Raw genomic sequence first — 18,889 nt, 5'->3', positions numbered from 1 at the left:
CAATGCGCACTCACGTCATTCGGAGACAGCGACGTAGCGCTCGTCTTCGTCTTCCTCTTCGTGCTCTTCCAGGATCACCGTGGCCGGCAGCGTCGCCAGACGGGCCTGCCAGTCGGCAGAAATGTAGTGGTGGCTCAGATCGATCCGCTGCAGCTGGCCCAGCTGCGTGCTTTCGACCAGCGCCCGCGCCCCGACATCGCCGATGGTACCCAGCGACAGGTCCAGCGTGTCCAGGCTGCCCAGCCACGGCTGGGTGGCCAGCCAGGTGGCCAGTTCGTCGGTGTTGGCGGCGTTGCGCAGCCCCAGATAGCGCAGACGCTCCGGGCCGATGGCTGCCAGCAGCCGCTGGTAGGTGCCCAGATCGCCGTCGTAACCGTAGTCCTCCACGCCCAGCCACAGCTCCAGGTGCTGCAGCGCCGGCAGCGTGGAGTCGGCGATCGCCTGCACGATGGCAGACGGCAGCCCACCGCATTCGATCGCCAGTTCCTGCAGCTGCATGTGCGTGAACGGGGTCAGCACCAATTTGGACGACCCGCGCACGCGCAGCGATTGCAGCGCCGGAAATGCGGCCAGCAGCGGGGTGTAGTCGGTCTGGATGATCCACGACACCTCGCAGTCCTCGCAGACCATGTCGCCGACGAACAGCGCGCGTAGCGCGGTCAGTTCGTCGCGGCGTTCGATCAGCCGCTGCAGATAGCCGCTGGGGCCTTCCTCGTAGGATTCGCGCCACGGGCCGATGATCAATGCCTGGATGCTGGCCGGGTCGACCTGCGCCAGCAGGCTGTCGAGCAGCTCCGCCTGGCTGCCTTCGCTTTCGTACTCCTGCCGCAGCCGGTACACCACGTCGCCGCCGCTGGCGGGCTGGTCCACACTGAAGTCCACCACGCGCTTGCCGCGATAGAATTCCGAATACTCGCCGATCGTCATTGCATTGCCTCCCTGGCTCGGTGAGGTCACAGGATAACCGCACGGTCATGGCAACCTCGTTAATGCCATGCGCCACCGTTCCATTGCCCGTTGCACAGGCGGTCACGGGTGCCTGCACCGCACCGCACGTTTTGTTCGAAGGACCGATCGCATGCATGCCCATCCCGCCGCCGCGCGCATTCGCGCCACCGTCCAGGCCGCCACCACCGGATTGATCGAGCGCGATCAGCTGGCCGAATTGATCGTGCTCGCTGCAGTGGCGCAGGAACATCTGCTGATCATCGGCCCGCCGGGCACCGCCAAGAGCGCAGTGGTGCGGCGCGTCGCCGCCGCACTGGGCGGCCGCTATTTCGAATATCTACTCGGCCGCTTCACCGAACCGGCTGAATTATTCGGCCCGGTGGACCTGCGCAAACTGCGCGAGGGCAGCGTGCAGATCGATGTGACCGGGATGTTGCCCGAAGCGGACATCGCCTTCCTCGACGAAGTCTTCCTGGGTTCCACCGCCATCCTCAACACCTTGCTCGGGCTGCTCAACGAACGCCGCTTCCGGCGTGGCCAGACCGACCTGCATTGCCCGTTGCGCCTGTGCGTGGGCGCGGCCAACGCGCTGCCGGAAGACGACGCGCTGGCAGCCTTCAGCGACCGCTTCCTGCTGCATCTGTTCGTCGACCCGGTGGCAGACCATCAACTCGAAGCGCTGCTGGCCGGCGGATGGCAGGCCGAGCGTGCGCCGCTGCAGCCTGTGGCCGGGCTGGCCGATCTGGACCTGCTGTGCGAACAGGCACGTGCAGTGGACATGGATGGCGCGCGCACGGCGCTCGCCGCAGCGATCCGGACATTGCGCGGCGCAGGCGTGCAGCTGTCGGACCGTCGCCTGGTCAAGACCCAGCGGCTGATCGCCGCCGCCTGCGTGCTGGCCGGACGCACCCAGGCCAGCGAGGCCGATCTGTGGCCGCTGTTCTACGTGCTGCCCACGCGCGCGCAGCAAGCCAGCGCACAGGACCTGCTGCGCGGCACCCTGGCCGCCGCGGCGAATCCCACCCTGCGCGCGGCCGTCGAACAAGCCGCCCTGCAACCGCTCTCGCGCACTGCGCGGCTGGTGGAGGCGGCCCAGTCTTGCCTGCAGGATCAGCACAATCCGGCCCTACGCACCATGGCCGAAGCCTTGCTGCGCGAGATCGATGCCAACTTCACGGCCACCTCGCTGCCGGCCGAGCTGGCCCACGAACGCACGCGCCTGATCGAGCAGATCGGCAGCGGCGCGTGACCTGGTCGTGGCAGGACGAGCCGCTGCCGGTCGCCCCGCAAGGAGTGATCGGCGTGGGCGAGGCCGCACGCGCGTTGCTGGCGGCATGGGCGCGCTTGCCCGACGGCGCGGGTTTGCTGGTCACCGCCACCGCGCAGGCGTTGCTGCTGACCGGCCCTGCGCCGCAGCTGCCCTGGGCCAACGGCGTGCAGTACGTGGCACCGCGCGCGGACGCCGCTGGCCTGTGGTTGCCCACCGCCGAACGCCCCGCGCTTCCGCTGGAACTGCTGGAGCGTGCGCTGCGCCGCCAACACGGGCCGCAGCCGCTGTTGCTGCTGCGATCACCTGCGCTGGTGCTGCCGCTGCATGGGTTGTTGCCGGCGCGTGCCGAGGTCGTGGCGCAGATCCGTCAGCGCTGGGAGGCCGCGTGAGCGCCGCGCTGCAGGTGCCCGCCCCGCTCCAGGCCTGGCGGCTGTGGCTGGACTGGTTCGACCCGGAAATCGCCTCCCAGCTCGGCACCTGGTTGTTGCGTCTGGACCCCTTGCTCGGCCGCGACAGCCTGCGCCGCCGCGATGGCGACAGCGAACCGGACGGCATCGACGACCTGCGTCGGCGCGGCAGCTACGACCACCTGCTGCTGAGCGAGTGGGCACTGGCCGACGCACTGCCGGAGGAATTCCTGCGCCGCGCCGCGCATGCCGAGCACCTGTTCCTGGTGCCCCGCATGCAGACCCGCGCGCGCGATGCGCGTCTGGTGGCGATCTTCGATGCCGGTCCGGCGCAATGGGGCGCGCCGCGTCTGGCACAGATCGCGTTGTGGATCCTGCTGGCACGCCGTGCGCAGGCCGCCAATGCGCGCTTTGTCTGGGGTCTGGCGCATCTGCCCGGCGACCTGCACGACGCCGACAGCCCTGCCCGGCTGCAACAGCTGCTGCAGGGCCGCACCTTCGAGGCGACCGGCCCGCAGCACGCGCAGGCCTGGGCCACGCAGTGGGCAAGCGCGACCCCGACCACCAGCGAGTGCTGGTGGATCGGCGCGCAACCGGTGCGCATGGCGCCGTTCCACCACCAGGTCAGCATCGTGCCTGCGGCCGATGCGCATCTGCAGGTGGTGCTGCAAACGCGCCACGGCACCCGCAGCAGCCTGTTGCCGGTGCCTGCCAGCATGGCCGCCAGGCAGCTGCTGCTTGGGCACTTCACCGACACGCAACGTCCCGCCCAAGCCGACACCGCAAACCACGTGGTCAAAGGCAAGTTTTCGCTGCGCCACGCGCCGCTGTTCAGCCCGGACGGCAGCCATGTGGCGCTGCTGCTGGCAGACGGCTACCGCAGCGCGATGGTGAAGGTGCAGCCCGCCGACATCCCCAAACGGGCGACGCCGCGCTACCACCAATGGGCGCAGGGCGGTCAGCCGCTGTGCCTGACGGCGCAGAACAAGCACGTGGGCGGCATCGTCGCTTTCGGGGAGCAGGCCGCGTTCTGGAATCTCGATGGCATGCACGGCTCCATCGAAGCCGGCGGGCAGAGCCTCTGCCCCGCGCCCGGCCAGGTGCGGCTGCGTCCATGCGTGTGGCTCAACAGCGGCGGCAAGCCACAGCGGTTCCTGCTGTGGGACCAACACGGCCGGCTGATGACCTGGACGCGCGATACCAACCAGCGGCAGCGGGTTGCGCAAGGCAGCGAGCTCGCCGGGCAGGTGGTGGCGCTGGCGCAAGGCGATGCCGAACACGCGGTCTACGCCACCCATGTCGCTGGCGAACTGCGGGTGCTGCGCCTGCATCGCAACGGCAAGCAGGACCTCATCCTGCAACTGGCGCTGGGGTCGCGCCCGCCGGTCGTGTTGCTGCGCAACCTGGTCCAGGAGGGCCAATGGCGTGGCGCCATCGCCCTCGAACTGGCAAGCCGTCAGGCCGGCGGCGACCGCTCGCTGGCTTACCGGGTGCTGCACGGGGGCCCGGCCGACGGCTTTCAGGAATTCGAGGCGATCGTGGCGTCCGGCGACCGACCGATCGGCCTGATCGGCGACCCGGATGCGCCGCAGCACAGCCTGCTGCTGGTGCTGCGCGCCGATCGTCGCGCGCTGCTCGCCATCGGGGCCAGCGGCCGGCGGACACTGCATCGCGCCGCCAGCGAGATCAGCGCCGCGGCAGTGTCCAGCGATGGCGCGCGGGTCGCACTGGTGACCCTGCAGGGGCAGGCGTGGATCTTGGGCGATGGCGGGCTGACCCCGTTGATGGTCGTGCAAGGCCAGGCCGAGCAACCCGGCCATGACTAGCCCCGCGCGCACGGACAATGCGGGCAGCAGCGTGCGCTACCCGCTGTGGCACGGCAGCCAGATGGTGTCGGCGTTGTGGTTCTCGGCAGCGTGGCTCAACCCGGAACAACGCCTGGCCAGGCTTGTCTGCGCCTGGCAACCGGGTAGCCGGGCACTGCGCTTTGCCGACGGCGATGTGCTGTGCTTCGCCGCGCCGCGTGCGTTGGTCTGCGAGCAGGCGCCCGGCCTGGCGCTGTGCCAGGTGCACGGCGGCCTGTTCTCGGGCGCGTTGACTGCCGCCGAGGCGGCGCAGTTGCCCCCCGCCGATATCGGCCTGGTCCATGGCGCCCAGGTGATCGCCTTGCAGTGGCAACACGCGGTGGCGCTGGATCCTTCCGAGGCGATCGACGTGTCTGGCTACCCGCTGCACATGCCCTACGACTGCAGCCCGAGCGAGCCACCGCTGCAGGTGGACCGGCTGCGCGGCAAACCGCTGCGGCAATTGCTGGGCAATGCCGTCCCGCCAGCCAGCGCCGAGCGCGATGCATTCCTGCACGCGCTGAAGACGCAGCGCCCCGGGGTGCAGAACACCACGCTGTGGCAACGCCTGCTGGCGCGCGCTCAGCGCAGCTTGAGCAGCGAGCACGCACCGGCATCGAACGGATCCGCAGCGTCTGGCGCAGCCAACGCCACCGTGCAGAACACCACCCTGCCGGCACGCCGGGGCGCTGCATCGGCATCGGCCTGGCGCACGCGGCTGGCCCGCGCACTGGTTGCCTCACGGATGGCCAGCCTGGTCGGACGTCATCAGGGCGCCTACATGCGCCGGATGCTGCGCCAGTTCGAAAACGGCAATCTGGACGAAGCCTTGCGCAACGCGCTGCCGCTCGATGGCCTGGGCGAATCCTTGGGGCAGGCGTTCGGGGTGCCACAGCGGCGCAGCGACCTGAGTCTGTCGCGCACGCGTGGCGCCGGCACCAGCATCGGCCTGGGCGAAGAGCTGCAGGCGCATCTGCGCGCGACCTATCGCAGCGCCTTCGCGCGCCTGGACCGCGAAGGCCAGATCGATCGTGCGGTGTTTGTGCTGGCCGAATTGCTCAATGCGCGCCAGGAAGCGCTCGACTATCTGGTCAAGCACGCCCGTTACAAACAGGCCGCGGAGCTGGCGCTGGGCTGGGACATGTCGGCGGCGATGATCATCCGGCTGCTGATGCTGGCCGGCGACCGCGCGCGTGCGGTGCAGGTCGCGCGCCGCGATGGCGCCTTTGCCGCCGCAATCCAGCTGCTGCACGGCACCGACCGCGCACTGGCCGACGCGTTGCGGCTGGACTGGGGCCAGGCGCTGGTGCAGGCCGGCGACTGGCTGGCCGCCGTGGACGCGGTGTGGCCGTTGCACACCGCGCGCCACCAGGCCGCGCAGTGGCTGCTGGCCGCAGAACAGGCCGGCAGCACGCTGCACGCACGCGCGCTGGTCAAACGCGCGCAGCTGTTGCCGGACACGCTGGAACACTATGCAGACCGCATCGCCGCGCTTGCAGACCCCAGCGCCGATCCCGCACCGCGCAGCGACATGGCAGCCGCGCTGCTGGTGGATGCTGCCCCCAACCGCTCGCTGCAACAGCTGGCGCGGCAACTGCTGCCGGCGATTGCCGCCGATCATGCGTTCGCCCGCAACAGCCTGTCCGTCGGCGATCTGACCACGCTGCTGAAACTGGCCAAGGACCCCCTGCTCAGCGCCGATATTCCAACCTTCAAACCACACGTCGCGGCCAGCCAATCCAAGCTCTGGGACGGCGCCACCCCGCTACGACTGCAGGCACCGCAGGCCGGCCTGGCGGCCATCCACGATGTGGCGGCACTCCCGGGTCGCCGCTATCTGCTGGCCCTGGGCGAAGCCGGCGCGGCGGTGGTGGACGCACACGGGCGCCTGCTGCGGCGCTACCCGGCGCCTGCCTTTGGCGTGGTCATCGCCGACAGCGGGCAGGTCGCCCTGGCAATCGCACCCCGCGAGCGCGTGTCCACCGTCCACCGCCTGGATTTGATCACCCATGCGGTGCGCGACCTTGGCCAGCTCGCACTGCAGTACGCCGCGCCCAGCTACAGCGGAATCGGCTGGAGCATCGTGGTCGACAACCGGCTGCTGGTGGTCGATACCGACAAGGATCTGCACAGCGTGCTGTGGCATGTCGGCGACCTGCCCGGGCCGGTGATTGCGGCGGGATTCTTCAGCGATTGCGAGGTGTATCTGGTGCAGGCCGGCGAGCACCTGGAGGACTGGACCTACAGCCTGCCCGCGCGACGCCTCAAAGCGCGCGATCCCCTGCGCGTGGACCCGCAAGCGCCGGTGCTCGCGCATCGGCTCGGCAGCGCACAGCAAACGGAGGTGCGCACCGATCCAAATGGCGACAGTTACCTGCACTACCAGCACATCGGCAGCGCCCGTCAGTGCCGATTGAACGAACACAGTGCCGCATTCGGCGCGCCGGATGGATCGAACGTGGTGGCGCTTGAAGCGGGATTCCTGGTTGGCCTGCATTGGCCGCACGGCTCGCGCTATCTGGTGGTGCGCCACCATGACGGCGGCATCGTTGCGTCGCTGGACTGGCCTGCGGGCAGCATGGTCAAGGTGCGCGAGCAGTCCGGCCATCTGCTGTTCCATGACGCGCACGGCCGCTTGCTGGATCTGCAGACCGACCGCTCGCTGACCCACGCCATGTCCTTCCTCGGCTAGGGAAGGTCCGAACAACGCGCGGCATGACGGGGAATCTGGGATGTCGCTCAAACGCGGCGGTCTTCCCTGCTGAACATCAAGCGCTTGCGCGTAGTGAAGATGGCCAGCGGTGTTGATCGAAGCCACACGGACGCGTTGTTCGGCGCTTGCCTGGCGCGCGTAAGAACCACACGCCATGGCAGGCGCGACGCCATAACGCCATGCGGATGCATCCCTTGAGGGACGCTTAGAGCAGCTAACAAAACTACTGTGCAGCCGCCAGGCGGGCGCGGCCGGTGCTCGGAATCCTCATGTACCACCCGTACACTCCGGTTCCTCCGCGCCGTCCACACCCACCTGACGACTGCTCGCTACGTTTTGTTAGCCGCTCTTAGCCCCGACGTGATCGGTGCTCGCTCCGCTCAGGTCGGCGTATCCACCTCGTCCCAGTCCGCATCTTCAAAGTGCAGCAGCCAGTTGAGCGCGTAATGGCGCTCGTACACCACGCCGGGCACGATGCCGGCCGGCGGTGCCTGCTGGGTGTGACCGGCCTGGCGCACGGCCCAGTGCAGGCGCAGATGCAGGTCCAACGCATCCAGCAGTTCGGGCAGCGGCCGCAGCGTGAGCAACGTGCGCGCAGGCGCCTGCGCATGCTCCAGCGCGCGCTGCGCGGCCAGCGGCACGTCGCACAGGGCGGTCGGCTGCGGCAAGCTGTCGGCCAGGCCCAGCGCCCACTGCAACACGGCCAGGCTTTCATAACGCCAGCCAAAATTGGCCAGCATCTGTGCTTCTGGGTGCGCCTCGGCGAAGAAAGCGTGCTCCTGCGGCGACAGCGCAGCCGTCACGCCGGGCAAGCGTGTCTCCACCTCCTCCAACGCCGGTGGCGCATCGCCGGCGGCCAGCATCTCCGCACGCAAGGCCACCGCAAACAACGCCAGCATCCGTTGCGTCACCGCCGTCGCCTCGCGCACCCGCGCTTCGCCCACACCGGCCACCGGCGGCAAGCTCGGCGGTACGCGGATGCCCTGTGCGCTCAGCTGCGCCAGATGATGCGCTCGCCGCTCGAGCGCGTCCGGCGGGTACGGCACCTGCGCTTGGTCATCGAGCGCCGGTTCGCCCTGGCTGATCAGCACCCGCCCCTGCGGGTCGCGCACGCTGCCGTCGGCCAGAAAACACACCGCATTGGCCTGCTCGGCCCACTGCGCCAGATCGCCAAACGCGCTGTCGTCGACCTCGAAGCTGAAGTGCTGCCGCACCCGCTGCACATGCCGCATCAGGTGATACCGCGACTGGGTCATTTGCCCGTCGCCCGCCTGATTCACGTAGCCGACAAAGCCATGCAGATGGTTGGCCAGCTCCGGGTCGGCATGGTCGCGATGCTGCACAGCGTCGTGCGGCAGAAAGTCCGGCCAGCGCGGTTCGCGCAACGTGGAATAGGCATTGACCAGCAGCGGCATGCGGGTGTCCTTATGCAGTCGGAGGCAGGCCGGCAGGGTGCCGCACACCTGGGGTGCTGTCCATGTCGGTGGAGGCGAGATCGATCATGTAATACGCCAGCGCGTCGGTGCCGGGACTCAACACCCGCAGGCCCTCGCGGTGCAGCCCCAGCGCTTCCAGCGCGCGAATGGAAGCGGCGTTGTCCGGCGACACGATCGCGCACAGCTGGGTCAGCCCCAGCCCATCGCGCGCGTAATCCAGCACCGCGCGCCCGGCTTCGCGCACATAGCCCTTGCCGCGATAGGCCGGCAACAGCGCAAAGCCGAGATGCGGCACCGGCAAGGTGTCGCGGCACAACAAACCCAACGTCCCCATGAAGGTGGACCCGTCGCGCGTCTCCAGCGCCCAATGCGCAAATCCATACGCGTCGTGATGCGCCTGCGCCCACTCGCGCAAATGCGCGCTCGCCTGCTCGCGGGTACGGATGCCGCGGTCGTTGATGCCGGCGATAAAGCCGGGGTCGTTGACCAGCGTCAATATCGCATCGGCATCGCGCTCGGGATCGAGCGTGCGCAAGCGCAAGCGCGGGGTTTCGATCACGACAGTCACGGCGCACTCCTGCAGCAGGGAAAACCAGACTGCCGTGCGGGTGTGGCGCTGGCAAGCCTCGGCGCGCTACAGCCAGGTGGGAACGGCAATCATCCAGCAGACGATCCGCGCCGTGCATGCACGCGCCGCCAACCTGGCACATCGAAGTAGATGTCGACGGTCACAATCCATTCCGCGCGCAGCAAACGCCAGGCTTTCGACAACTGGTTACTGCCGTGCCGCCCTTAGCAATGCGGCAGTGTGCGGATCCGTACAGCAGCTACTCTCACGCGTATTGAAGCGCATGACACGCCTGGAACGGTCGGCATACCACCGCCAATACGCTGGCGCGTGCCAGACCGCGGTGCCAAACGCTAACCACGCACCAGCCGCGCCCACCCGACGACAAGCGTGGTGGCTTGATCAGCCGCGGCTAATCGAACAACGCCTGGATCGCTGCCAGCCCGGCACTGGCGCGCTCTTTTTTGCGCTCGGCATCGGCCACCGGGTCGGCACCATCGCGCTGCAGTTCTTCGGCAGGAATCTCATCGAAGAACCGGCTCGGCTTGAGCCGCACATGCTCGCCAAACTTGCGCGTCAGCTTGCTGTGACTCATCCACAGCTGCTCCTTGGCGCGGGTGATGCCCACATACAGCAGCCGGCGCTCTTCCTGCAGATTGCCTTCCTCCAGGCTCACTTCGTGTGGCAGCACACCGTCTTCGCAGCCGACGATGAACACATAGCGGAACTCCAGACCCTTGGACGCATGCATGGTCATCATGCGCACCTGGTTGCCGCCGTCGTCCTTGTCGTTGCGCGACAACAGCGCCAGCTGCGCGGCCAGATCGCTGGCGCTCGCGCCACGTGGGCCGCCTTCGAACCACTCGGCCAACTCGTCCAGGTTGCGCTTGCGGCGTTGGAAGCCGGTTTCGTCCTTGGATTGATTGCGCAGGTCGTTAAGCAGGCCAGATTTGTCGGCCAGCGTCCGCACCAATTCGCCGGCCGGCATGCTCGCCGAGTGCTCGCGCATGTCGCGCAGAATATCGGTAAAGGCACTCAGGCCATTGGCCGCGCGCGGCGGCAGGTGCTGCAATGCGCCCATCGATTCGGCTGCGCGCGACATCGGCACCGACTTCGCACTGGCCAGCTCGGCCAACCGCGCCAGCGAGGTCGCCCCCACTTCGCGCTTGGGCGATTGCACCGCGCGCAAAAACGCCGCGTCATCCTCGGGGTTGACGATCAGGCGCAGCCACGACAGCACGTCCTTGACCTCCTGCCGCTCCAGAAACGCGGTGCCGCCGGTGAGGTGATACGGCACCCGCAGCAGCTGCATGGCTTTTTCCAGCGGACGCGACTGGAAATTACCGCGAAACAGAATGCAGAAATCGCTCCACGGCACCTGCTTGGCGGTGCCCAGAAACGAGATCTCGGCCGCGACCTTTTCGGCCTCGTGCTCGCTGTCGCGGCATTCCCACACGCGGATACGTTCGCCGTCGGCCTGGTCGCTCCACAGCGTCTTCAAATGCTCGTGCGGGTTGTGCGCGATCAGCGCATTGGCCGCGCGCAACACGCGATTGGAGCAGCGATAATTCTGCTCCAGCTTGATGATTTCCAGCGCCGGGTAATCGCGCGCCATCTGCTGCAGGTTTTCCGGGTTGGCACCACGCCAGGCGTAGATGCTCTGGTCGTCGTCGCCCACGCAGGTGAAGTTGCCGCGCGGCCCGGCCAGCATTTTCAGCAGGCGATATTGCGCATCGTTGGTGTCCTGGCACTCGTCCACCAGCAGGTAGCCGATGCGCTCGCGCCAGCCCATCACGATCTCTTCGTTGGCTTCCAGGATCTGCACCGGCAGGCGGATCAGATCGTCGAAGTCCACCGCATTGAAGGTGGTCAGTCGCGCCTGGTAGCGCTCGTACAGGCTGGCGGCTTCCTTCTCGCGGTTGCTGCGCGCCGCGGCCATCGCCTGTTCCGGCGACAGGCCGGCATTCTTGGCGCGCGAGATCAGGTTCTTGGCATCTTCGATCGCATCGGGCTTGGCGCCATGCATCAGGTCCTTGATCTGCGCGGCGGCATCGTCGGAATCGAAGATCGAAAAACCGCGCTTCAAGCCGGCAGCGGCATGTTCGATCTGCAGGAATTTAAGCCCTAGCGCATGGAAGGTGCAGATGGTCAGGCCATCGGCGCCATCGCCGCGGATGCGCTTGGCCACACGCTCGCGCATTTCCTTGGCCGACTTGTTGGTGAAGGTGATCGCGGCGATGCGCTTGGCCGGATAGCGGCCGATCGCGATCAGATGCGCGATCTTTTCCACGATCACGCGCGTCTTGCCGCTGCCGGCACCGGCCAGCACCAACAAGGGACCTTCGCAGTGCAGCACCGCGGCGCTTTGCGGGGGATTGAGACCGTGCATAGAGGCTTCCGACAGAGCGCGCCATTGTACCGGGGCGGCCCCGGGCTGGCCGGCGCGATGGATTCAGGTCGGCAGGGGAATGGTCCCGTCGCACCAGGTCTGCAGGTACGGCGGCACGGCATCAGCGCCCGCCCGCGCTGGCCCGCGCGGCAGTACTCACCAATAACGCGCGCTGCATGCAGCCGCCCGGCCCGGTAAAATCGCCCGATGGCCAAGCTCTATTTCTATTATTCGGCGATGAATGCCGGCAAGACCACCACCTTGCTGCAGTCGGCGCACAACTACCGCGAACGCGGCATGCGAACGCTGATCCTGACGCCCAAACTCGACCACCGCGCCGGCAGCGGCGTGGTCGCATCGCGGATTGGCTTGCGCGCAGACGGGCGCGCGTTTGATCGCGACACCGAACTGCAGCAACTGGTCGAACGCGACATCGCCACCCAGGGCGCCCTGCATTGCGTGCTGGTCGATGAGGCGCAGTTCCTCAGCCGTGCACAGGTCTGGCAGTTGAGCGAGGTGGTCGACCGGCTGCGCATCCCGGTGCTGTGCTATGGCCTGCGGACGGATTTTCGCGGCGAGCTGTTCGAAGGCAGCCAGTTCCTGCTGGCCTGGGCCGACGAGCTGGAGGAGATCAAGACCATCTGCCACAGCGGCAGCAAGGCCACCATGACCGTGCGCGTGGACGCACAGGGGCATGCGGTGCAGGACGGCCCGCAAGTGGAGATCGGCGGCAACGAGCGCTACGTGTCGGTCAGCCGCCCCGAGTTCAAGAAGATCATGCGCGGCGAAGGTCGCATCGACCCACTGCAGATCGCCTTGCCGCTGCCGTCTGCCGACGCCTGAGTAACCGGCATCCTGCCGACTGGCGACACCGCAGCGTCGGTCCGTCCGGCCTGCGCCGGGTAGTGCCCGCTCATTCCGCCACACGTCGCGTGGCGTCGCCGTAAGCGGTAGATGGCGGGGGGCACGAACACACGAATCACCCGTCGCCTTGGTCAGCGCAGCGGAGTCACAGCGCCGTTGGGCAGCTGCGGTAGCGCCGCCACCATCCGTGGCCGCATCCCTGATCGCCAGCGCGCATTGGCGTCCAGCTATACGCTACGAACGCATCGCTAAACCTACGCAGGCATGCATTCGCAGCGGCATCGCCGGCACCGGCCGACAAGGCGTATCGTTGGCATCGATTGCAGTGGCTTGGCACGTCACCAGGCCCAACTGCAGTCCTGTAAACTGGCGATCATCCACTTGTCGGGAGGCACACATGGGTACGCTTCCTCCCGAGTTACGCGCCGATATCGCGCGTGTTGGCCGGCTATCGTCGGTTCCCGATGTGCTGAACATCCTCACCCGCCTCACCGGCATGGGCTTTGCCGCCGTCGCGCGGGTGACCGAGGCGCGCTGGATCACCTGCCAGGTGCGCGACGAGTTGTCCTTCGGTCTGATGCCGGGCGACGAGCTGCCGCTGGCCACCACCTTCTGCGACAGCGTGCGGGTGAAGGGCAACGCGGTGTGGTTCGGGCATGCCTCCGACGACCCGGTCTATCGCGACCACCCATCGCCGCGGTTGTATGGCTTCGAAAGCTACGTCTCGGTGCCGATCCGTTTCGACGATGGCAGCGTGTTCGGCACCTTGTGCGCGCTGGATCCGTTACCGCGGGTCATGGACCAGCAGCTGGTGGAGAAGGTCGAGCTGCTCGCGCAGTTGCTGGCCGCGCAGATCCAGGCCGAACAGCGCGCCGAAGAGAGCGCGCAGGAATCGCGGCGCGCACGCAGCGAACTGGGCCGCGCCGGCGCCTCGGCGCGGTTGCGCGAAGAGTTCATCGGCATCCTCGGGCACGACCTGCGCAACCCGCTGCAGTCCATGCATGCGGTGGTGGACATGCTCGCCATCGACCCGCTCAACCAGCGCCAGGGCGGCGCCATCCGCTGCCTGCAACGCAGCCTGCAGCGCATGGAAGAACTGATCGATTTCGCCTCCGATTTCGCGCGCGGCATCGAGCGCGACTGGCTGCAGCTGGATTACGGCAGCGGCAGCGACCTGCTCGATGCGCTGTCGCAGGTGGTCGACGAAACCCGCGCCGCCTATCCCAACCAGGTGCTGTCCACGCACGTGGCCATCGACGAACCCGTGCATGGCGATGCGGTGCGTCTGGCGCAGATGTTCGGCAGCATGATGATCAACGCGGTGGTGCAGGGACAGCAGAGTTCACTGATCAAGGCGGTCGCGGTCACCGAACAGGGCCGCCTGCGCATCGAGGTCTGCAATCTGGATGGCATCGATCCACGCCGGCTTGATGTGTTGCACGCCTCCACCCACGTACACACCGCCGGCCGCCCCGTGCCGGAAGTGGATCTGGGCCTGCACATGGCCGCGCAGATCGCACAGGCGCATCAGGGCGAGCTGCGCATCACCAGCGGCAAGAACGGCACCTGCTTCCGCGTGGAGCTGGCCTGCGCACGACCACGTGCGCGCATGCACCTGGTCAGCGGCACCACCTCGGCCTGAGTGCTTAAACCCGGCGATACCGCCCCACCGCGGCGATCGCGTCCTGCAGCAGTGCGGTTGCGCTCCAGAAGCGCGTCCACGCATAGGCACTTTTGGCGACACGCACGTTCTCGTGCGGCGATCACTCCAGGACGCGGCGTGCATGGGTGCGTTGGCGGACGCAGCATGTCCGAAATCGCATGTCGGTCATTGGCGTCATCCCAGCCTGATCGGCGCGCTGTGCAACGGTGCACCGCCGGATGCCGAGATCGCATGTCGGTCGCTGGTGTCAGCCAGGCCTGATCAGCGAGATGTACGGCAGGCGCAGGCATTGTTCGCCTCCGCCGCACAACACGTAAGGACGCGGCGTGCATGGGCGCATTGGCAGACACGGCATGCCCGAAATCGCATTTCGGTCGCTGGTGTCAGCACAGGCCTGATCGGCGAGATGTGCGGCAGGCGCAGACATTGTTCGCCTGCGCCGCACAACACGTACGCATGGCTGGGAGAGCGACGGTCCGTCGCCGTCGCGGCAGACGCACGCATGTCGGCGATCCACTCACCGCGCCGAGATCACTGCAGCATCCTTGCTTCTAGCTTCGATCGCCCGGGATCGCTCTACAAAGACGTCGCGCTGCAGACGAAACCGCGCGATACGCACTCGCGTGCGCACCGCCACACTCTCAATAGATCTTGCGCTCGCTCACCGGCGGCGGCGTCCATTGATAGAGCCAGGTTTCGGTCAGCGGCTTGCCGTTGGCGCGCAGGTACAGGCGGATATCGATCTGCTGCATGCTGTCATCCGGCGGCACCAGGTCGAACATGGCCCGATAGCCCTTGAGCTCATGCAACGGCCGCGCCGAGACAATCTCGGTGGTGCCGCGCGACACCTGGATCACCGCTTCGACCTTGGTCTTGGCATCCTTCACCAACCCAGGCAAGTCACCGCCGGCAAAGTCCACCGCAAAGCGCCATGAAAAATGGCTGCGCTTCTGTCCGACGATGCCGCCCAATCCGGTGCGGGTGGCCACGCAATGCGCCAAGTGCGAACTGGCCGGCGGTTGGGCGCCCCAATACAACCGGTAGCCCATCAACAGCTCCTGTCCTGGCTGCGGCTTGGCCTGCGGGTTCCAGAACGCCACGATGTTGTCGAAGGTCTCGTCCACGGTCGGGATCTCGACCAACTGCACCGAACCCTTGCCCCAGCCGCTCTTGGGCTCCACCCACAGGCACGGGCGCTTCTCGTAGAACACGCCGTCGTCCTGGTAATGGTCGAAATTGCGGTCGCGCTGCAGCAGCCCGAACCCACGCGGGTTTTCATCGACAAACATGTTGAAGCGCAGATGCGGCGGGTTGCACAGCGGCCGCCAGATCCATTCGCCACCGCCGGTCCACATCGCCAGACCATCGGTATCGTGGATCTCCGGGCGCCAGTCCCAATCCATCCGGCTGTCGTTTTCGCCGACCTGGTACATGCTGGTGCACGGGCCGATGCCGAGCCGTTCGATGGCCTTGCGCGGGTATAGCGCGCTGTCGATATCCATCACCAGCACGTCGCCATTGGTGATGGCAAAGCGGTAGGCGCCGGCGACACTGGGCGAATCCAGCAGGCCGTAGACCACTACGGTGTCGGAGTCGTCGGCCGGTTGCTCCAGGTAGTAGGCGATGAAGTCCGGAAACTCTTCCGGTCCACCGGTGCCGGTATCGATCGCCAGCCCGCGCGCCGACTGCCCGTACTGGCCTTCCTTGCCCACCGCACGGAAATAGCTCGCGCCCAGAAACGCCGAGAAGTCGCGATCGGTGTCCTTGCGCGTGTTGAGCCGGAAGCCGGCAAAGCCCAGATCCTTCGGCAACTGCTTGCCGCCTAGCCCGCTGCTGCCGTAATCGAACGCAGCCGGGTCGTAGGCCAGCTGCTGGGCCTTGCCATCGACGATGTCGTAGATGTGCACGGGGGTGTGGAAGTACAGCCCCAGGTGGAAGAACTTCGCCTGAAACTTGCCATTGCCGTCGGCCCACAACGCGTGGTCCTGCCGATAGCGGATCGACTGATACTGATCCCAGTTCAACGCTTCCAGCGGCCCCGGCAGCACCTGCTTGTGGCTTTTGTACGGCGCCTTGGCCAGCGCACGCGCCTGCCCCTTGAGCCACGCATAGTCGAATGGTTGCGGCTGCCCGAGCCGACGCAGCCCCACGGCCTTGGCAGCCAACGCCCACTGCGGCAATGCCGGTAAACCGAGCGCGGCCAAGGCGGCAGCGGCATTCTTCAGGAAGTGGCGTCGTTGCATGCGCATCGATCTGATCGGGAATTGGGCGACATCATAGCCACAAGCCCGGCGTGGACGCGCGTGCGTGCGTCAAGGCGCCGCAGCTGCGGCGTCGCACGCATTGTCCAAAGCCAGCTCTGTCGCCTTGCTGCACAGGAAGCGCCGCTGCGCCTGCACATCGTCCGGCCCGCTGTACTGCAGCAACGTCCACTGCTCCTGCGCCTGCATCTGCGCACCTGGCGCGAGCTGGCGATACGGTGCATGCACCTCCATTTCCAGCAAGCCCTGGTCGGGATGCAGGGGCGGGGCTTCCAGGTACAGTTCCACCTGTCCTTGTTCCGGATGGATCGCGGCCAACGGCTGATGTACAAAGCGGATCACCAGCACCTGCGCACCGGCAAAGCCGGCCATCCAGCCCGCCGATGGCTGCAGCAACACCTTGCCGCGCTGGACCATGCCGTCATCGCGTACGTCGGCACGCAACGCCAGAACTCCCGCATGGTGACCGAACACGGGCGGCACCGTCCCTGGCTCGCTCGGCGGTTGCACCCGAATATCGCCAGCATCGGCCACCGGTACGAAGACCCGCGTATTCGCCGCAACGCGGGTGTTGAACCACAGATCCCAGGCGATCGCATCCTTGCGGATATTGCGCGCCGTGGCTTGCACCTCAACCGTGTCGGCGCGCGCTGTAGACAGGGCAATGCGCTTGCTCAGTTGCACGCCCGTCACCGGGCTGGGCTCGCCCTGCAGGCTCACCTCGGTCGGTCCACGTACCACGGCCCGCGTACTGGCCAACGAGAGATACGGATCCGGCGGCCACACCGCGGCGGCGGCCTTGCGCTCAAGGTTGACCTGCTGATGCAACCACCAATGACTCTGCGGCCCCACCCACACATCGTGACCGAGATACGCAACATCGCCTGCGCCGGCAGACACCGTAGGCGCAGGCTGGCGATCCACTGCTGCTCCGATCTTCAACACACTAGGGTGCCCGCGCAGGCTGAAGGACAGCACACGGCCACCGAATGCCGGCGTGACGCTCAGCTCCACTGCATCGTTGTGCAACTGGATACGTTCTACTGGCGCGAGGCCAGCTTTCGCGGGCTCATCCGCATGCGCCTTGCCAGGAAGCAATAGCGCCAGTGCCCCGCCGGCCAACAAGGGAATGAAAAGAGGCGGTGACATGGGCATAACGCAGTTCCAAATGCAGGACGTATCGATTGTGGCGTGGTGCACGTGTGGAAACTAGCCGTTTGCATCTTGTTACTGCGAAGGTGGAGCCATTGATCGCCCGGCCGGCTGGTTATGCGTTGAGGCTGCACATCGATCGCGAAGATCGATCTGATCCGGGAGGCAGCAGGAACTGCTTAAAAGGTGCTGCCATACCTCAACGCTGGCAACTGCTGCACCACACCGTCGCGCGTTGTCCAATCGTTGCGTGTTTCAAGGCCCGACCGCACTGTTTGCAGGGCTCACCCTCGCGGCCGTAGACCGTCAGTTCCTGCTCGAAATAGCCAGGCGCCCCGTCCGGGCTGATGAAGTCGCGCAACGTCGTGCCGCCGCGCTGGATGGCGTATCCCAGAATATCCTTCACCGCAGTAGCCAGATGCCGGTATCGATCAAGCGACACCTTTCCAGCCTCGCGCAATGGGCTGATTCCCGCACGATGCAGGCTCTCAGCGGCATAGATGTTTCCCACGCCGACAACCACCGCTTGATCCATCAGAAAAGTTTTGACTGCAGCGCGACGACCGCGCGATAGCGCATAGAGATAATCGCCAGTAAATGCCTCCGATAATGGCTCCGGACCTAGCGCAGCAAGCAGCTCATGCACCTGCGTGTCGGATTGCCACAGCAGGCAACCAAACCGACGCGGGTCGTTGAAGCGCAGCACACGCCCGTTCTGCAGGCTGATATCCACATGATCATGTGCGCGCGGCAGCGTATCGCCAGGCAATACACGCAAGCTCCCGGACATGCCCAGATGCAGCAACGCACTCCCACCGGCATCGGTATCCATCAATAGATACTTGGCACGTCGACGGACTTGCGTGATGGTAGCTCCAGGGAGCAAGCGCTCGATCTGCTCGGCAATGGGCCAACGCAGATCTGGCCGACGCAGGATCACCCCATGGATGCGCTGCCCGACCAGATGCGGCGCTAGGCCGCGCACCGTAGTTTCGACTTCAGGCAATTCCGGCATCAGCGCATCCAGCAACAGCCGGTCACGCACCGGCACGGCACGATATGGAGGTCGGCATGCAGAAAAGCAATCAAGCGGCGGTCAGCCAGCCACCAGATAGAGGTGTCCAGAAGCGCAGGCGAGGGTTTGTGAGCGACGCATATGATGTGCGTCGTCGCCTGGCTGCGGCAGTTTCGCGACCAATACTGCCGTTACATCAACCGCGCTTGTAGCGCGCTGGCTCCAGCGGTTCGCCGCGCCGGGCAGGCGTACGCGTGTCGTACGCCTGTCGTTTGTGACGAGGCACGCGGCCCGGCGTTGGTTTGACTGGGTTGCGGGGTTTTTCCTAACGACCAGGCAAAAAGAAACCCTCAGTCCTA

13 protein-coding genes and 1 other RNA gene are annotated in these 18,889 nt (G+C 66.6%); 7 read left to right on the top strand and 7 right to left on the bottom strand.

Going from position 1 to position 18,889, the window contains the following annotated elements; all coding sequences use genetic code 11:
* Window positions 1–15: 15 nt before the first annotated feature.
* Window positions 16–927 (bottom strand): STM4015 family protein, encoded by a 912-nt coding sequence (locus tag RQH86_RS19125; protein WP_311239826.1) that lies wholly within the window; start codon window positions 925–927, stop codon window positions 16–18.
* A 151-nt stretch (window positions 928–1,078) separates the two neighbouring features.
* On the opposite strand from RQH86_RS19125, the gene RQH86_RS19120 reads away from it, so the two are divergent.
* The 5 genes from RQH86_RS19120 to RQH86_RS19100 all read left to right on the top strand — a co-directional run bounded on the left by RQH86_RS19120 (window position 1,079) and on the right by RQH86_RS19100 (window position 7,527).
* Entirely contained in the window at window positions 1,079–2,197 is a 1,119-nt protein-coding gene (locus RQH86_RS19120; RefSeq protein WP_311239825.1) for an AAA family ATPase, read from the top strand.
* A complete protein-coding gene (locus tag RQH86_RS19115) occupies window positions 2,194–2,607 on the top strand; it encodes a hypothetical protein (protein WP_311239824.1) in 414 nt (137 codons plus the stop codon). The genes RQH86_RS19120 and RQH86_RS19115 overlap by 4 nt, the downstream gene beginning before the upstream one ends.
* On the top strand, window positions 2,604–4,451 hold the full coding sequence (locus RQH86_RS19110) for a hypothetical protein (RefSeq protein WP_311239823.1): 1,848 nt from the start codon (window positions 2,604–2,606) through the stop codon (window positions 4,449–4,451). Before RQH86_RS19115 ends, RQH86_RS19110 begins: the two co-directional genes overlap by 4 nt.
* Complete coding sequence (locus RQH86_RS19105) at window positions 4,444–7,161, top strand: bpX6 domain-containing protein (protein ID WP_311239822.1); 2,718 nt, start codon at window positions 4,444–4,446, stop codon at window positions 7,159–7,161. Before RQH86_RS19110 ends, RQH86_RS19105 begins: the two co-directional genes overlap by 8 nt.
* A gap of 290 nt (window positions 7,162–7,451) precedes the next feature.
* Window positions 7,452–7,527, top strand: a non-coding RNA gene (locus RQH86_RS19100) — sX9 sRNA.
* Window positions 7,528–7,562: 35 nt separating this feature from the next.
* Here the strand turns inward: RQH86_RS19100 and RQH86_RS19095 are convergent.
* The 3 genes from RQH86_RS19095 to RQH86_RS19085 all read right to left on the bottom strand — a co-directional run bounded on the left by RQH86_RS19095 (window position 7,563) and on the right by RQH86_RS19085 (window position 11,575).
* On the bottom strand, window positions 7,563–8,597 hold the full coding sequence (locus RQH86_RS19095; protein WP_311239821.1) for a DUF4272 domain-containing protein: 1,035 nt from the start codon (window positions 8,595–8,597) through the stop codon (window positions 7,563–7,565).
* 10 nt (window positions 8,598–8,607) lie between these two features.
* Window positions 8,608–9,204 carry a GNAT family N-acetyltransferase gene (locus RQH86_RS19090; RefSeq protein ID WP_311239849.1) on the bottom strand — a complete coding sequence of 199 codons (597 nt, stop codon included), beginning with the start codon at window positions 9,202–9,204 and terminating at the stop codon, window positions 8,608–8,610.
* Between the two features lie 394 nt (window positions 9,205–9,598).
* Window positions 9,599–11,575: a UvrD-helicase domain-containing protein gene (locus RQH86_RS19085; RefSeq protein WP_311239820.1), complete on the bottom strand. Its 1,977-nt coding sequence runs from the start codon at window positions 11,573–11,575 to the stop codon at window positions 9,599–9,601.
* Between the two features lie 207 nt (window positions 11,576–11,782).
* Between RQH86_RS19085 and RQH86_RS19080 the strand changes: the two genes are divergently transcribed.
* Window positions 11,783–12,418, top strand: a complete 636-nt coding sequence (locus RQH86_RS19080) for a thymidine kinase (RefSeq protein WP_055854611.1) — start codon at window positions 11,783–11,785, stop codon at window positions 12,416–12,418.
* Between the two features lie 418 nt (window positions 12,419–12,836).
* On the top strand, window positions 12,837–14,081 hold the full coding sequence (locus RQH86_RS19075; RefSeq protein ID WP_115514365.1) for a GAF domain-containing protein: 1,245 nt from the start codon (window positions 12,837–12,839) through the stop codon (window positions 14,079–14,081).
* 662 nt (window positions 14,082–14,743) lie between these two features.
* On the opposite strand, the gene RQH86_RS19070 is transcribed toward RQH86_RS19075, so the two are convergent.
* The 3 genes from RQH86_RS19070 to mutM form a co-directional block, all read right to left on the bottom strand.
* Window positions 14,744–16,345 (bottom strand): glucan biosynthesis protein D, encoded by a 1,602-nt coding sequence (locus RQH86_RS19070; RefSeq protein WP_055854750.1) that lies wholly within the window; start codon window positions 16,343–16,345, stop codon window positions 14,744–14,746.
* Between the two features lie 69 nt (window positions 16,346–16,414).
* Window positions 16,415–17,518 (bottom strand): DUF4380 domain-containing protein, encoded by a 1,104-nt coding sequence (locus RQH86_RS19065; RefSeq protein ID WP_311239819.1) that lies wholly within the window; start codon window positions 17,516–17,518, stop codon window positions 16,415–16,417.
* 196 nt (window positions 17,519–17,714) lie between these two features.
* Complete coding sequence (gene mutM / locus RQH86_RS19060) at window positions 17,715–18,530, bottom strand: bifunctional DNA-formamidopyrimidine glycosylase/DNA-(apurinic or apyrimidinic site) lyase (protein ID WP_055854745.1); 816 nt, start codon at window positions 18,528–18,530, stop codon at window positions 17,715–17,717.
* Between the last annotated feature and the right edge of the window lie 359 nt (window positions 18,531–18,889).

Origin of the sequence: Xanthomonas sp. WCS2018Noco2-27, from assembly GCF_031843525.1 — a bacterium.
GTDB lineage: Bacteria > Pseudomonadota > Gammaproteobacteria > Xanthomonadales > Xanthomonadaceae > Xanthomonas.
This window is presented reverse-complemented; position numbering and strand designations above follow the sequence as displayed.

Coding starts and splice junctions, on each gene's coding strand:
- RQH86_RS19125 (WP_311239826.1), bottom strand. CDS start 927: ATGACGATCGGCGAGTATTCGGAATTCTATCGCGGCAAGCGCGTGGTG.
- RQH86_RS19085 (WP_311239820.1), bottom strand. CDS start 11,575: ATGCACGGTCTCAATCCCCCGCAAAGCGCCGCGGTGCTGCACTGCGAA.
- RQH86_RS19095 (WP_311239821.1), bottom strand. CDS start 8,597: ATGCCGCTGCTGGTCAATGCCTATTCCACGTTGCGCGAACCGCGCTGG.
- RQH86_RS19080 (WP_055854611.1), top strand. CDS start 11,783: ATGGCCAAGCTCTATTTCTATTATTCGGCGATGAATGCCGGCAAGACC.
- RQH86_RS19105 (WP_311239822.1), top strand. CDS start 4,444: ATGACTAGCCCCGCGCGCACGGACAATGCGGGCAGCAGCGTGCGCTAC.
- RQH86_RS19075 (WP_115514365.1), top strand. CDS start 12,837: ATGGGTACGCTTCCTCCCGAGTTACGCGCCGATATCGCGCGTGTTGGC.
- RQH86_RS19070 (WP_055854750.1), bottom strand. CDS start 16,345: ATGCAACGACGCCACTTCCTGAAGAATGCCGCTGCCGCCTTGGCCGCG.
- RQH86_RS19065 (WP_311239819.1), bottom strand. CDS start 17,518: ATGCCCATGTCACCGCCTCTTTTCATTCCCTTGTTGGCCGGCGGGGCA.
- mutM (WP_055854745.1), bottom strand. CDS start 18,530: ATGCCGGAATTGCCTGAAGTCGAAACTACGGTGCGCGGCCTAGCGCCG.
- RQH86_RS19120 (WP_311239825.1), top strand. CDS start 1,079: ATGCATGCCCATCCCGCCGCCGCGCGCATTCGCGCCACCGTCCAGGCC.